Genomic DNA, 17,247 nt, shown 5'->3' with positions numbered 1-17,247 from the left:
AGGGTGTGGCCTTTCGGGGGCCGTCACTACGGTGTGGAAAAAGGTGAGGAAAACCGGTGTCGGCCGAAAGTGGAGATGCGTGGATGAACGGGCCCGGACACGACTCAGCTCTGGCACGGCGGCTCGCCACGGCCGTACCGTCCCAGCACCGCAGGCTGGTCACCGAACTGGTGCGGACCGCCGTCACCGAGGCGATCGAGACGGCCCGGCCGGGCACGGTGGACGCCCTCGACACGGCCGTCCCGCTCGCCGCGCAGGGCCTCGACTCGCTCGCCGCGGTCGACCTGCACCGGCGCCTGACCGAGCGCACCGGCCTGGACCTGCCGGTCGGCCTCGCCTACGACTGCCCCACGGTCCACGACCTCGCCGCCCGGCTGCTGGCGGAGGTCCACGGCACCACGGACGAACCCGCCGAACCGGCCGGTGACGGCGCCGCCGACGAACCGATCGCCGTCGTCGGCATCGGCTGCCGCTTCCCCGGCGGCATCTCCTCGGCCGCCGACCTGTGGCGCCTGCTGGCCGAGGAGGGCGAGGTGCTGTCGGGCTTCCCCCAGGACCGCGGCTGGGACCTGGACGCCCTGTACGACGAGGACCCCGAGGTGCCCGGCAGCACCTACGTCCGCAGCGGCGGATTCCTCGACACCGCCACCGAGTTCGACGCCGACTTCTTCGGCATCAGCCCGCGCGAGGCGCTCGGTATGGACCCGCAGCAGCGGCTCGTCCTGGAGACCTCCTGGCAGGCCCTGGAGGACGCCGGCATCGATCCCACCGCGTTGCGCGGCACCCCGGCCGGCATGTTCTTCGGCGCCGAGATCCAGGAGTACGGCCCGCGCCTGCACGACGCCCCGGACGGGCTCGACGCCTACCTGCTCGCCGGGAACGCCAACAGCGTCATCTCCGGCCGGGTCGCCTATGTGCTGGGCGCCGAGGGACCCGCCGTCACCGTCGACACCGCCTGCTCCGCCTCCCTGGTCGCCGTCCACCTGGCGTGCCGCTCGCTGCGGCAGGGCGAGTCCTCGCTGGCGCTCGCGGGCGGCGTGGCCGTGATGGGCGGACCCGGCGTGTTCACCGCCTTCAGCCGGCAGCGCGGTCTCGCGGCCGACGGCCGCTGCAAGGCGTTCGCCGCCGCCGCGGACGGCACCGGATTCGCCGAGGGCGTCGGTGTGCTCGTCCTGGAGCGGCTGAGCGACGCGCGGCGCGCAGGGCACCGGGTGCTGGCCGTCGTCCGCGGCTCCGCCGTCAACCAGGACGGCGCCTCCAACGGCCTGACCGCACCCAACGGCACCGCGCAGGCACGGCTGATCCGCCGCGCGCTCGCCGACGCCGGCCTTGCCGCCGCCGACGTCGACATGGTCGAGGCGCACGGCACAGGCACCCGGCTCGGCGACCCCATCGAGGCCACCGCGCTGCTCGCCACCTACGGCCAGGGCCGGCCCGCCGAGGCTCCGCTGCTGCTCGGCTCGGTCAAGTCCAACCTCGGCCACACCCAGGCTGCCGCCGGCGCCGCGGGCCTGATCAAGGCGATCCTGGCCATGCGCCACGGGCGGATACCGGCCACCCTCCACGTCGACACGCCCACCCCGCACGTCAACTGGTCCTCCGGGGCCGTGAAACTCGTCACCGCCCAGCGCCCGTGGCCCGACACCGGCCGCCCCCGACGGGCCGGCGTGTCCTCCTTCGGCGTCAGCGGAACGAACGCACACGTGATCGTGGAACAACCGGATCCCGCGGACGCCGACGACCCCGACCGTGAGCCGATGACCGACGGCGCGGTGGACCGGCGGGGGCCGGTGGTCGGCGGTCTCGCGGAGCGGCCGGAGGCCGGGGGCGGTGGTCTCGTCTCGCCGCGGGAGCCGGTGGTGGGCGGCACCGCGGAACGACCGGATCCCGTGGACGACGGCGTTGCGGCGCGGCGGGAGCCCGGGGGCGGTGCCTCCGCGGAGCCGAGCGGCGTGCCGAAGCGGTCGAAGACCGGGCCGACGGCCACCGATGGCGACGCCGACACCGGTGCTGCCGTCGACGCCGACTCCGGTGCTTGCGCCGTGGCCGGTGTGACACCGTTGCCCTTCGTGCTGTCGGCCCGGGGCGAGGCCGCTCTGCGGGCGCGTGCGGCCGACCTGTTGTCCCTGGTCGACCAGGCCGGTCCGCTCGACCTCGCCCACTCGCTGGCCACCACCCGGGCCGCCCTGCCCGACCGGGCCGTCCTCGTCGCCGCCGACCGCCCGGAACTGCGCGCCGCCCTGCACGCCCTGGCCTCCGGCGCCACGCCCCTCACCGCGCGCGCCGACGGCGAACTCGGCTTCCTGTTCACCGGGCAGGGCAGCCAGCGGACCGGCATGGGCCGCGAACTCGCCGCGTCCCACCCCGTGTTCGCCGACGCCCTGGACGACGCCTGCGCCCACTTCGACCTCCAGCTCGACCGGCCGCTGAAGGACGTCCTGTTCGCCGAGCCCGGCACCCCCGAGGCCGGGCTGCTGCACCGTACCGAGTACGCGCAGCCCGCCCTGTTCGCCCTGGAGGTCGCCCTCTACCGCCTGCTGGAGAGCTGGGGCCTCACGCCGGACCAGCTCGCCGGGCACTCCGTGGGCGAGATCGCCGCCGCCCACGTGGCCGGCGTGCTCACCCTCCAGGACGCGACGATCCTGGTCGCCGCCCGCGGCCGGCTCATGGGCCGACTCCCCGAGGGCGGCGCCATGGTCGCCGTACGCGCCACCGAGGACGAGGTGACGCCGCTGCTCACCCCGCGCACCGGCATCGCGGCCGTCAACGGACCCGCCGCCGTCGTCGTCTCCGGCGACGCCGCCGACGTGGAGCGCATCGCCGCCGAGCTCGCCGCGCGCGGCCACGACACCAAGCGCCTGCGGGTCAGCCACGCCTTCCACTCGCCACTGATGGAACCCATGCTGGCCGAGTTCCGGCGCGTCGCGCACGTCCTGGACTACGCCGAGCCGAAGCTGCCGGTCGTCTCGACCGTCACCGGCGCCCCCGTCACCGCGGAGCTGTGCGACCCCGAGTACTGGGTGGAACACGTCCGCGCCCGGGTCCGCTTCCACGACGCCGTGCACACGCTCGCCGACGCCGGGGTGCGCACGTTCCTCGAGGTCGGCCCCGACGCGGTGCTGTCCGCCATGGGCCCCGACTGCACCGACGCACCCGGCACCGCCTTCCTGTCCGTGCTGCGGCGTGAGCGGTCCGAGGCCCGGGAGGCCGTCGCCGCGCTCGCCGCCGCGCACGCCCGGGGCGTCCCCGTCGACTGGCGACGGCACTTCGCCGGCCTGGGCGGACGCCGCGTCGACCTGCCCCACTACCCCTTCCAGCGGCGCCGCTTCTGGCTGGAGCAGCGCACCGCCGGCGACGCCACGGGCCTCGGCCAGCTCCCCGCGGGCCACCCGCTGCTCGCGGCCGTGGTCGCCGTCGGCGCCGAGGGTGCCGTACTGACCGGCCGGCTTTCCCCCCGCACCCAGCCCTGGCTCGCCGACCACGTCATCGCCGGACGGGTGCTGTTCCCCGGCACCGCCTTCGTCGAACTCGCCCTCCGCGCGGGCGACCACGTCGGTGCGGACACCCTGGAGGAGCTGACCCTCGGCACCCCGCTCGTGCTGCGCGCCGACGACGACGTCGCCGTCCAGGTCGCTGTCGGCGAACCCGACGACACCGGCCGGCGCGCCGTCACCGTCCACACCCGCGCCGCCGAGGCGGCCCCCTGGACCCAGCACGCCGCCGGCACCCTCACCACCACGGCCGCGGCCCCGGCGACACAGGCCACCGCCGACCCGACCGTGTGGCCGCCGCGTGACGCCCGGCCGCTCGACACCACCAGCGTCTACGCCGACCTCGCCGCGCAGGGCTACGGCTACGGGCCCGCCTTCCAGGGGCTGCGCGCCGCCTGGCGGCACGGCGACGACCTCTACGCCGAGGTGGCCCTGCCCGAGGAGACCGCCGCCGACGCCACCGGGTTCGGCCTGCACCCCGCGCTGCTCGACGCGGCGCTGCACGCGGCCGACCTCGACACCCCGGCGCGCCCCGAGGTGCTGGTGCCGTTCGCCTGGGCCGGGGTCACCCTGCACGCGACCGGCGCGACCGCCCTCCGCGTGCGGATCAGCCGCCGCGGCGACGACACCATCGCCCTGCACCTCGCCGACGCCACCGGCGCCCCGGTGGCGGACATCGAGGCCCTGACCTCCCGCCCCGTACCGGCCGGCGACGTCCTGTACACCGTGCGGTGGTCGCCGTACCCCCGGCCGGCGGCCACCGCACCGCTGCGTACCGCCGTCCTGGACGGCGGGACCGGTGGAATCGACGCGCTGCTCGACCGGCCCGCCCCGGACGCCGTCGTGCACCGTGTGCCCGGCCCGGCGGGCGCCGACGCCGCCGAAGCGCGCGCCCATGTCCACGAGGTGCTGGCTCTGCTGCGCACCTGGCAGTCGGACGAACGCCTCGCGGGAACCCGGCTCGTCGTCGTCACCCCGGCCGACAGCCCCGCCCACGCGGCCGTCCGCGGGCTGGTCCGCTCCGCCCAGGCGGAGAACCCCGGCCGCTACGTCCTCGTCCAGCACGAGGCGCTGCCCTCCGACGCCGAACTGCGCCGGATCCTCACCACCGGAGAACCCGAACTCGCCCTCACCGACGGGCAGTTCACGGTGCCCCGGCTGACGGCACATCCGCACGGGGACGCGCCCGCCGCCGACTGGGGCACCGTCCTCGTCACCGGCGGCACCGGCGGCCTCGGCGCGCTCCTCGCCCGGCACCTGGTCCGCGCCCACGGCGTACGCCGCCTGGTGCTCGCCGGGCGCCGCGGCACCGCCCCCGGACTGCGCGACGAACTCACCGCGCTCGGCGCCGAGGTGACCGTGGCCGCCTGCGACGTCGGCGACCGCGAGGCGCTGCGCCGTCTGCTCGCCGAGCACCCCGTCGACTCCGTGGTGCACGCGGCGGGCACCGTCCGCGACGGCATCGTGGACACCCTCACCGACGAGATGACGGACGAGGTCTTCCACGCCAAGGCACTGGGCGCCTGGCACCTGCACGAGCTGACCCGGGACCGCGACCTCGCCCACTTCGTGCTGTTCTCCTCCCTCGCCGCCGTCCTCGACGGCCCCGGCCAGGGCAACTACGCCGCCGCCAACGCCTATCTCGACGCCCTCGCCGCACACCGCGCCGCCCTCGGCCTGCCGGCCACCGCGCTCGCCTGGGGCCTGTGGGCCACCGACAGCGGCATGGGCGCCGCGCTCGACGACACCGCCCGGGAACGCATCGCGGGCCACGGCATCCCCGGCCTGTCCGCCGAACGCTCCCTGGAGCTGTTCGACGCCGCCCTCCGCTCCCGCGCACCCCACCTGGTGCCCGTGGAGATCGACGCCACCGCTGTACGCCGCCGCCCCGACGGCGTGCCGCCCCTGCTCACCACGCTCGTCCGCCCGGTCACCCGCCGGGCCGTGGCGAGCGCCACCGCGCCCGCCACGGCCACGGACGGACGGCTCGCCGCACTGTCCGCCGCCGACCGCGACCGCGCCCTGCTCGATCTGGTCCGTACGGAGGTGGCGGCCGTGCTCCGGCACGACGGGCCGTCCGCCGTGGACCCCGGACGGGCCTTCACCGACCTGGGCTTCGACTCGCTGGCCGCCGTCGAGCTGCGCAACCGGCTGAACACCGCCACCGGGCTCCGGCTGCCCGCCACCCTCGTCTTCGACCACCCCACCTCCCGCGTCCTCGCCGGCCACATCCGCGACACGCTGTTCGGCGCCGGCGCGCAGGAGACCGCCCCCGCCGTCCGCAACACGGCCGGCGACGACGATCCGATCGTCATCGTCGGCATGGGCTGCCGCTACCCCGGCGGGGTCCGCTCCCCGGAGGACCTGTGGCGGCTCGTCGCCGACGGCGTGGACGCGGTCGGCGGCTTCCCGGACGACCGCGGCTGGGACACCGAGGCGCTGTACGACCCGGAGCCCGGCACCCTCGGCCGTACCTACACCCGCGAAGGCGCCTTCCTGTACGACGCGGCCGAGTTCGACCCAGGCTTCTTCGGCATCGGCCCGCGCGAGGCCACCGCCATGGACCCGCAGCAACGGCTGCTGCTGGAGGTGTCCTGGGAGGCGCTGGAGCGCTCCGCCATCGACCCGCAGCGGCTGCGCGGCTCCCGCACCGGTGTGTTCGCGGGCGTCATGTACCACGACTACGGCACCTGGCTCGCCGACGTCCCCGAGGACCTCGCCGCCTACCTCGGCAACGGCAGCCTGGGCAGCGTCGTCTCCGGCCGCGTCGCCTACGCCCTCGGCCTGGAGGGGCCGGCCGTCACCGTCGACACCGCCTGCTCCTCCTCGCTGGTCACCCTGCACCTGGCGGCCCAGGCCCTGCGGCAGGACGAGTGCGACCTCGCCCTGGTCGGCGGCGTCACCGTCATGTCGACACCGGACACCTTCGTCGACTTCGCCCGGCAGCGCGGACTGGCCGCCGACGGCCGCTGCAAGTCCTTCGCGGCCGCCGCCGACGGCACCGGCTGGGGCGAGGGCGTCGGAGTGGTCGTCGTCGAGCGGCTGTCCGACGCGCGCCGCAACGGCCACCGCGTGCTGGCGCTGGTCCGCGGCTCCGCCGTGAACTCCGACGGCGCCTCCAACGGCCTGACCGCGCCCAACGGCCCCTCGCAGCAGCGCGTCATCCGCGCCGCGCTGGCCGCCGCCGGGCTCGCCCCGGCCGACGTCGACGCCGTCGAGGCGCACGGCACCGGCACCACCCTCGGCGACCCGATCGAGGCCCAGGCCCTGCTCGCCACCTACGGCCAGGACCGCGACGAGCCCCTGTGGCTGGGCTCGGTCAAGTCCAACATGGGGCACACCCAGGCCGCCGCCGGCGTCGCCGGTGTCATCAAGACGGTCATGGCGATGCGCAACGGCGTCCTGCCGAAGACGCTGCACGTCGACGCGCCGTCCCGGCAGGTCGACTGGAGCGCCGGAGCCGTGGCCCTGCTCACCGAGCGGCGCCCGTGGCCCGAGACCGGCCGGGCCCGGCGGGCGGGGGTGTCCTCGTTCGGGATCAGCGGCACCAACGCCCACGTGATCCTTGAGGAGTTCACCGACCCGGAGCCCCCGCGGACGGACCCGGGCGCCGTACCGCCGGTGCTCGCCCTCCCCGTCTCCGCCCGCTCCCCCGAGGCCCTGCGCGGCCAGGCCCGCCGCCTGCTGGAGCTGACCGGCGCGGCCCCCGCCGACCTCGGCCTGGCCCTGGCCACCACCCGGGGCACCCATCCGCACCGGGCCGTGCTGCTGCCCACCGGGGAGGACCAGGCCGCCACCGCGCTGGACGCCCTGGCACACGGCACCGAGGCACCCGGCCTGCTCGTCACCGGCTCCGCCACCGACGGCACCCTGGCCTATCTGTTCTCCGGCCAGGGCGCCCAGCGCCCCGGCATGGGCCGCGACTGGTACGACGCCTTCCCCGTCTACGCCGAGCACTTCGACCGCGCGGCGGCGCTCTTCGACAAGCACCTGCAACGCCCCCTGACCGACGTCGTGTTCGGCGACGACGCCGAGACCCTGGAGCAGACCGCCTACACCCAGGCCGCGCTGTTCACCACCCAGGTCGCCCTCTACCGGCTGCTGGAGTCCTTCGGGCTGCGCCCCGACTGGCTGGCGGGCCACTCCGTCGGCGAGTTCGCCGCCGCGCACGTCGCGGGCGTGTGGTCGCTGCAGGACGCCGTCACCGCCGTCACCGCCCGGGGCCGGCTCATGCAGGCCCTGCCCGAGGGCGGCGCCATGGTCGCCGTCCAGGCGCCGGAGGAGGAGGTGACACCGCTGCTGGACGGGCGGTGCGGGCTCGCCGCCGTCAACGGCCCCCGCGCCGTGGTCGTCTCCGGCGACGAGGACGCCGTCGCCGAGGTCGCCGCCCACTTCACCACCACCCGCGGGCTGCGCGTCTCGCACGCCTTCCACTCGCCCCGCATGGAGCCCATGCTGGCCGCCTTCCGGGAGGTCATGACCGGCATCGAGGCGGCCGAACCGGCCGTGCCGATCGTCTCCACCCTCACCGGCGCCCAGGCGACCGCGGCCGAACTGGGCTCCGCCGACTACTGGGTACGGCACGTACGGCAGACCGTGCGCTTCGCGGACGCCGTCACGACTCTGGCCGCGAACGGCGCCGACACCTTCCTCGAACTCGGCGCCGCGCCCGTGCTCACCGCCCTGGGCCCCGACTGCCTGCCCGACGCCGAGGACACCGCCTTCATCCCCACAGCCCGCAAGGACACGCCGCAACTGTCCGGCCTGCTCGCCGCCCTGGCCGCCGTACACACCCGGGGCCCGGCCGTCGACTGGGCGGTGCTGTACGAGACCTACGCGGGGCGCCGTGTCGAACTGCCCACCTACGCCTTCGACCACCGCCCGTACTGGCTCCCCACGGCCACCGTGACCGCCGGTGACGCCGCCGGGCACGGTCTCGCCGCGGCCGGCCACCCGCTGGTCAGCGCCCGCCTCGACCTGCCCGGCGACGCCGGTCTGCTGCTCACCGGCCGGATCTCCACCGCCACCCATCCGGTCCTCGCCGAACACGCCGTGCTCGGCACCGTCCTGGTACCCGGCGCCGCACTCGTCGACCTCGCCCTGCACGCCGGACGCCTCACCGGACGCCCCGTCCTGGACGAACTCACCCTGCAGGCCCCGCTGGTGCTGGACGCGGACACCGCCGTACGCCTCCAGGTCGCCGCCGGAGCCGACGGCACCGTCGAGATCCACTCACGCGCGGAGAACGCCCCCGCCGACGAGGAGTGGACGCGGCACGCCACCGGCACCCTCACCGGGCCCGCCCCCGCGCCCCGGCCCGCCCCCGCCCCCGCGCCCGGCGCCTGGCCGCCGCCCGGCGCCACCCCGGTCGACACCACCGGGCTCTACCCGCGCCTGCACGCCGAGGGCTACGACTACGGCCCGGTCTTCCGCGGCGTACGAGCCGCCTGGCGCCAGGGCGACACCCTCCTCGCCGAACTCGAACTGCCCGCGAGCGCGGCCCAGGACGCCACCCGGCACACCCTGCACCCCGCCCTGCTGGACTCCGCCCTGCACGTCACCTCCCTCCTGGACGACGAGCCCGGGGAACGGTCCCCAGGCATCGCCCTCCCCTTCGCCTGGACCGGCGTCACCGTCCACGCGACCGGCTCCCGCACCGCCCGCGTCCGCGTCACCCCCGGCCCCGACGGCACCCGCATCGCGCTGACGGACACCGAGGACCGGCCGCTCGCCACCGTCGAGTCGTACGTCACCCGCCCCGTCACCGCCGACCGGCTCACCCCGCAGCGGCGCCACCTGTACACCGTCACCGACGAACCCCTGCCCGTGACCGCGGGGCGCCCCGACCGCCGTACCTGGGCGGTCCTCGGCGACCACGACCTCGGCCTCGGCGTCCCCGTGCACGCCGGACCGGACGCGCTCGGTGCCACCGTCCCCGACGTGGTGATCCTCCCGGTCACCGCCCCGCACGCCGAGGGCGAGCGACTGCCCGGCGCCGTGCGGACCGCCCTCGACCGCACCCTGCGGACCCTGCGGGCCTGGTCGGCCGGCGAGCGGTACGCCGGTTCGACGCTGGTCGTCCTGACCGGCGGCGGCCTCGCCGACGCCGCCGTGCACGGGCTGGTGCGGGCCGCGCAGGCCGAGGATCCCGGCCGGATCCTCCTCGTCGCGCGGGCCGCGCCCGACGGCCCGGTACCGGACCGGGCCGCGCTGGCCGCCCTGCTCGACTCCGGGGAGCCGGAGGCACGGTGGCGGGACGGCCGGGCCCACGCCCCCCGCCTGGTGCGCGCGCCGGACTCCCCGGTACCGGACCGCCCGTGGGGCACCGTCCTCGTCACCGGCGGCACCGGAGGACTCGGCGCCCTGGTCGCCCGCCACCTGGCCACCCGGCACGGCGTCACCCGCCTGGTGCTGACGAGCCGCCGCGGACCCGCGGCACCCGGCGCCGCCGAACTGCTGGCGGACCTGCGGGAGTCGGGCGCCGACGCCGAGATCGTCGCCTGCGACGTCGCCGACCGCACCGCGCTCGCCGCCCTGCTCGGCGCGCACCCCGTGGACAGCGTCGTCCACACCGCCGGCGTCCTCGACGACGGCCTGGTCTCCGCGCTGACCCCGGCACGCCTCGACACCGTGCTGCGCCCCAAGGCGGACGCCGCCTGGCACCTGCACGAACTGACCCGCGACCGGCGGCTCGCCCACTTCGTGCTGTTCTCCTCGGCCGCCGGCACCATCGACGCCTCCGGCCAGGGCAACTACGCCGCCGCCAACGTCTTCCTCGACGCGCTGGCCGCCCACCGCGCCGCCCTCGGCCTGCCCGCCACCTCCCTCGCCTGGGGCCTGTGGTCCGGCGGCGGCATGGGCGCGGGCCTCGACGCGGCCGGGACCCAGCGCATCGCACGCTCCGGCATCGGCGCACTAGACCCGGCCGAGGCACTGGAGCTGTTCGACACCGCCGTGGCCGCCGGCACCCCCGCCCTGGTGCCCGTACGGCTGGACACCGCCGTCCTGCGCCGCCGAGGCGACGACCTGCCGGCCGTCCTGCGGACCCTGGCCGGCGGCACCGTCCGCCCGGACCGTGACGACCGCGCCCGCACCCTGGGCGAGCGACTGGCCGACCTGCCCGCCGCCGACCACGAACACACCGTGCTGGAGGCGGTGCGCACCGAGGTGGCCGCCGTCCTCGGCCACGCCGGACCCGCCGCCGTCGAACCGCGCCGCGCCTTCACCGAGCTGGGGTTCGACTCGCTCGCCGCCGTCGAACTGCGCAACCGGCTGAACACGGCCAGCGGACTGCGCCTGCCGTCCACGCTGATCTTCGACTACGCCACCCCGGCGGCACTCGCCGGCCACCTCCTCGAACGGCTCCTGCCGGACACCGGGGACACCGCGGACACCGAGGACACCGCCGACGGCGCGGCGGCCCACGGCGACGACGAACTGCACGCCCTCATCTCCGCCATCCCCCTCGCCCGCATCCGGGAAGCCGGCCTGCTGGACAGCCTGCTGAAGCTGTCCGAGCAGGTCCCGGCCCCCGCCCCCGACCCGGCCCCGGACATCAGGTCCATGGCCGTGGCCGACCTGGTGCGCGCCGCGCTCGACCGCAGCGGCACCCGGTGACCACGCCCCCGTGCCGGACGACGCGCCGCGTCCGGCACCGGGCCACCCCGTCCGGCGCACCCTCCACCGCGTCACCAGCGCCGCCGAGCCAGCAGGGAGCGACACCGACCGTGGACACATCCGTCGAGCAGATCGTCGAGGCGCTGCGCGAGTCATTGCTCGAGAACGAGCGGCTGCGCCGACGACAGGCCGAGATCACCGAGGCGGCGCGGGAACCCGTCGCGATCGTCGCCATGAGCTGCCGCTACCCCGGCGGCGTCAGCACCCCCGAGGAGCTGTGGCGGCTGGTCGACGCCGGCACGGACGCCGTGGGCGACTTCCCCGGGGACCGCGGCTGGGACGTCGAGGGCATCTACGACCCCGACCCCGACACCCCCGGCAGGACCCATGTCCGCGAGGGCGGATTCCTGTACGACGCCCCGCGGTTCGACCCGGGCTTCTTCGGCATCAGCCCGCGCGAGGCCGTCGCGATGGACCCGCAGCAGCGGCTGCTCCTGGAGACCGCCTGGGAGGCGTTCGAACGCGCCGGCATCGACCCGCACACCCTCAAGGGCAGCCGCACCGGCATCTACGCGGGCGTCATGTACCACGACTACGGCAGCTGGCTCACCGAGGTACCCGAAGGCGTCGAGGGCTACCTCGGCAACGGCAACCTGGGCAGCGTCGCCTCCGGACGCGTCTCCTACATCCTCGGCCTGGAGGGGCCGGCCGTCACCGTCGACACCGCCTGCTCCTCCTCGCTGGTCGCCCTCCACCTCGCGGTGCAGGCGCTGCGCACCGGAGAGTGCGACCTGGCCCTCGCCGGCGGAGTGACGGTGATGTCCACCCCCGACACCTTCATCGACTTCTCCCGCCAGCGCGGCCTGGCCCTGGACGGCCGCTGCAAGTCCTTCGCCGAGGGCGCCGACGGAACCGGCTGGGGCGAGGGCGCCGGCCTCCTCCTGGTCGAACGGCTCAGCGACGCCCGCCGCAACGGCCACCCGGTGCTCGCCGTGGTGCGCGGCACCGCGGTCAACCAGGACGGTGCCTCCAACGGCCTCACCGCCCCCAACGGCCCCTCCCAGCAGCGAGTCATCCGCGCGGCCCTCGCCGACGCCCGCCTGCGGCCCGGCCAGGTGCACGCCGTCGAGGCCCACGGCACCGGCACCCCCCTCGGCGACCCGATCGAGGCGCAGGCCCTGCTGGCCACCTACGGCCAGGACCGCGAGGAGCCGCTGTGGCTCGGCTCGGTCAAGTCCAACCTCGGGCACACCCAGGCCGCCGCGGGCGTCGCCGGCGTCATCAAGGCGGTGATGGCCATGCGGCACGGCCGGCTGCCCAGAACCCTGCACGCCGAACACCCCACGTCCCAGGTCGACTGGGAGGCGGGCGCCGTGCGACTGCTCACCGAGGCCCGTGACTGGCCCGACGACGGCGAGCCGCGCCGCGCCGCCGTGTCCTCCTTCGGCATCAGCGGCACCAACGCCCACGTCATCGTCGAGGCCGCCCCCGAGCCCGAGGCCCGGACGCAGGAGCCGTCCTGGACCAAACCGCTCCCGCTGGTGCTGTCCGGCAAGGGCGAACAGGGCCTGGCCGCACAGGCCCGCCGGATCCTCGACCACCTCGCCTCCGCCACCGGCCCCGTCCCCGACATCGCCCACACGCTCGCCACCGGACGCGCCGCACTGGACGAGCGGGCGGTCGTCACCGGCACCGGCCTGCCCGACCTCACCGCGGGTCTGACCGCGCTCGCCGAGGGCGCCGCCGCGCCGAACGTGGTACGCGGCAGGCCGGCCGGGGAGTCCCGGATCGCCTTCGTCTTCCCCGGCCAGGGCTCCCAGTGGGCCGGCATGGCCGCCGACCTGCTCGACACCTCGCCCGTCTTCGCCGCGCGCATGGCCGACTGCGCCGCGGCCCTCGCGCCCGTCACCGACTGGGACCTCCTGGAGACCGTGCGCGCGCGGCGGCCGCTGGATCGGGTGGACGTCGTCCAGCCCGTGCTGTGGGCGATCATGGTGTCGCTCGCCGAGGTGTGGCGCGCGCACGGCGTCCGGCCCGCCGCCGTCATCGGCCACTCCCAGGGCGAGATCGCCGCGGCCTGTGTGGCCGGCGCGCTCTCCCTCGACGACGGCGCCCGCGTCGTGGCCCTGCGCAGCCGGGCCATCGCCCGCGAACTCTCCGGCCGCGGCGGCATGATGTCGGTGGCCCTGCCCGAGGCCCGGGTGCGCGAGCTGGTCGCCCGCCACGAGGGCCGTGTCGCGGTGGCCGCCGTCAACGGCACCTCCTCCGTGGTGCTGTCCGGCGACGCCGACGCCCTCGACGAACTCCGCGACACGATCGTCGCGGGCGGCGACCGCGCCAAACGGCTCCCGGTGGACTACGCCTCGCACAGCGCCCACGTCGAGTCGATCCGGGAGCGGCTGCTCGCCGACCTGGCGGGTGTCCGGGCCCGGCCCGCCGAGGTGCCGTTCTACTCCACCGTCACCGGCGCCCGGCTCGACACCACCGGCCTGGACGCCGGCTACTGGTACACCAACCTGCGGCAGAGCGTCCTGTTCGAGCCGGCCACGCGCACCCTGCTGGACGCCGGGTACGGGGTGTTCGTCGAGTGCAGCCCGCACCCCGTGCTCCTGCACAGCATCGAGGAGACCGCCGACGCCGCGGGCGCCGACATCACCGGCCTCGGCTCGCTGCGGCGCGACCAGGGCGGCCCCGAGCGCGTGCTGGCCGCCCTGGGCGAAGCCTTCGTCGCGGGCGTCCCGGTCGACTGGTCGGCCGTCTTCGACGGCATGCCCGTACGCCACGCCGACCTGCCCACCTACGCCTTCCAGCGTGAGCGCTACTGGCTCGGCCGGTCCGCCGGCCCCGGCGACGTCGGCGCCGCCGGGCTCCGGGCCACCGGCCATCCGCTGCTGGGCGCCGCCGTCCCGGTCGCCGAGGGCGGCACCCTGTTCACCGGCCGCCTCTCCACCGCCACCCACCCGTGGCTGGCCGATCACGCCGTGGCCGGAACCACCCTGCTGCCCGGCACCGCCCTGGTCGAGCTCGCGCTCGGCGCCGGTCACGACCTCGGCTGCGGACACCTCGCCGAACTCACCCTCCAGACCCCGCTGGTGCTCTCCGGCCGCGGCGCGGTCCAGCTGCAGCTGCACGTGGCCGCCGCCGACGGCACCGGACACCGCGCGCTGACGGTCCACTCCCGCCCCGAGGGCGCCGACGACACCGCCTGGACCCCGCACGCCACCGGCCTGCTCGCCCCGCGCACCGCCCCGCCCGCGTTCGACCTCACGGCCTGGCCGCCCCCGGGCGCGGAGCCCGTGCCGGTCGAGGAGGCCTACGCCCGGCTGGCCGGCCTCGGCTACGCGTACGGGCCCGCCTTCCAAGGCCTGCGCGCCGCCTGGCGACGCGGTGACGAGACCTTCGCCGAGGTCGAACTGCCGGTCGACGCCGAGGCCTTCGCCCTGCACCCGGCCCTGTTCGACGCCGCCCTGCACGCCGACGGCCTCGGCGCCGACGCCCAGGACACGGCCCGGCTGCCCTTCGCCTGGACCGGGGTCTCGCTCCACGCGACCGGGGCCACCGCCCTGCGGGTCCGCCTGCACGGCGGCGAGACCCTGTCCCTCCAGCTGGCCGACCCCACGGGCGCCCCCGTCGCGGAGGTCGAGGCCCTGGTCTCCCGGCCGGTCGACCCGGCAGCGCTCGATGCCGGGGCGCACACCGACGACCTGTACCGCCTGGACTGGCCGGCGCTGCCCGTGCCCGGGTCGCCCGCGCCCGAGTACGCCGTCCTGGACGAGCGCGGCCCGGCCGCGCTGGACTCCGTGCCCGCGTGGGCGGTGCTCCCGTGCGGAGGCGACGAGGACCCCCTCAGCGGCTCGCGCCGGGCGGCCGAGCGGGTCCTGGCCGCCGTACAGGACTGGCTGGCCGACGAACGTACCGAGCCGTCACGGCTGTTGCTGCTCACCCGGGGTGCCGTGGCGGTGGGGGAGGAGGATGTCACCGACCTGGCGGCCGCGGCCGTGTGGGGCCTGGTCCGGGCCGCGCAGGGCGAGCACCCGGGACGGTTCGTGCTCGTGGACGACGCCGGTGGTGACGCCGGCGCGGCGGTGGCCGCCGCCGCGGCGAGCGGCGAACCCCAACTCGCCCTGCGCGACGGGGCGGTGCGGGTTCCCCGGCTGGCCCGTACCACGGCGCGGGGCGAGATGCCGTCCCTCGACCCCGACGGCACGGTGCTGATCACCGGCGGCACCGGCGTGCTGGGCGCCCTCGTCGCCCGGCACCTGGTCGCCGCGCACGGCGTCCGCCGACTGGTGCTGGCCGGGCGCGGCGGCACCGCCGCCGACGACTTCGCCGACCTGGACGCGGAGATCACCGTGGCCCGCTGCGACGCCGCCGACCGCGGTCAACTGGCCGGCCTGCTCGCCGGGATACCGTCCGGCCACCCGTTGACCGCCGTCGTGCACCTCGCCGGCGTCCTCGACGACGGACTGGTGACCGACCAGACCCCCGAGCGCCTCGACGCCGTACTGCGGCCCAAGGCCGACGCCGCCTGGCACCTGCACGAGCTGACGCGCGACCTCGGCCTCGCCGCGTTCGTGCTGTTCTCCTCCGCCGCCGGCACGGTGGACGGCACCGGACAGTCCGGCTACGCCGCCGCCAACACCTTCCTCGACGCGCTGGCCGCGCACCGCAGGCACCACGGACTGCCCGCCCATTCGCTGGCCTGGGGCTTCTGGGAACAGCGCACGGGACTGACCGCCCACCTCACCGACGCCGACGTGGCACGCATGGCGCGCGCCGGCGTCCGCCCCCTCCCCACCGAGCAGGGCCTGCGCCTGCTCGACGCCGCCCTGACCTCCGACGAGCCGCTGCTGCTCCCGGTCGGCCTGGACCTGGCCGCGCTGCGCCGCGCCGACGACGTCCCGGCCGTGCTGCGCGCACTGGTGCCCGCCCGGGCCCGCCGCACCGCGGCCTCCGGCACGGACTCCTCGTCGCTCGCCGGCCGGCTGGCCGCCCTCGGCCCCGCGGCACGCGACGCGGCCCTGCTGGAGCTGGTCCGCAGCCACGTCGCCGCGGTGCTCGGGCACGGCGGCGACATGACACTCGATCCGCGCCGCTCCTTCCGCGAGTCCGGCTTCGACTCGCTGACGGCGGTGGAACTGCGCAACCGGCTCGGCGACGCGGTCGGCCTGCGCCTGCCCGCCACCCTCGTCTTCGACTACCCGGACGCGAACGCCCTCGTCGGACACCTGAGGACGGAACTCCTCGGCACGCGGGCCGAGGCCGCCACCGAGGCCGCCGCCGGGACGGCCGCCGAGGTGACCGTGCGGGAGACGGACGAGCCGGTCGCCATCGTCGCCATGGCCTGCCGCTACCCCGGCGCCGTCGGCACGCCCGAGGAGCTGTGGCGGCTGCTCGCCGAGGGCGGCGACGGCATCGGCGCCTTCCCCGCCGACCGCGGCTGGGACCTGGACGGCCTGTACGACCCGGAGCCGGGCAAGGCCGGCCACTCCTCCACCCGGTCGGGCGGATTCCTCTACGACGCCGCCGACTTCGACCCCGACTTCTTCGGCATCGGCCCCCGCGAGGCCCTGGCCATGGACCCGCAGCAGCGGCTGCTGCTGGAGACCTCCTGGGAGGCGCTCGAACGGGCCGGCATCGACCCGCACGCAGTACGCGGCAGCCGCACCGGCGTCTTCGCCGGCGTCATGTACCACGACTACGGCAGCAGGCTGCGGCGAGTCCCCGAGTCCGTGCGCGACCACCTCGGCAACGGCAGCCTCGGCAGTGTGGCCTCCGGCCGCGTCGCCTACACCCTCGGCCTGGAAGGCCCGACCCTCACGGTCGACACGGCCTGCTCGTCGTCCCTGGTGGCACTGCACCTGGCCGCGCAGGCGCTGCGACAGGGCGAGTGCACCCTGGCGCTGGCCGGCGGTGTGTCCGTGATGTCGACCGTCGACACGTTCGTGGACTTCAGCAGGCAGCGCAACCTCGCCGCCGACGGCCACGCCAAGTCCTTCGCCGACGCGGCGGACGGCACGGCCCTGTCCGAGGGCGCCGGAATGCTCGTGCTGGAGCGGTTGTCGGACGCGCGGCGCAACGGGCACGAGGTGCTGGCGGTCCTGCGTGGTTCGGCGGTGAACCAGGACGGTGCGTCGAA

Annotated in this window: 2 protein-coding genes; both read left to right on the top strand. The window is 76.4% G+C overall.

Annotated elements, in window-relative coordinates:
- Positions 1-83 precede the first annotated feature (83 nt).
- Positions 84-11,108, top strand: coding sequence for a type I polyketide synthase (locus FHS34_RS40725; RefSeq protein WP_184975640.1), 11,025 nt, complete (start codon positions 84-86; stop codon positions 11,106-11,108).
- 110 nt (positions 11,109-11,218) lie between these two features.
- Positions 11,219-17,247 (top strand): type I polyketide synthase (locus FHS34_RS40720; protein ID WP_184975637.1); only part of this gene is annotated, 6,029 nt, incomplete at its 3' end.

Source organism: Streptomyces echinatus (assembly GCF_014203595.1).
Lineage (GTDB): Bacteria > Actinomycetota > Actinomycetes > Streptomycetales > Streptomycetaceae > Streptomyces > Streptomyces echinatus.
This window is presented reverse-complemented; position numbering and strand designations above follow the sequence as displayed.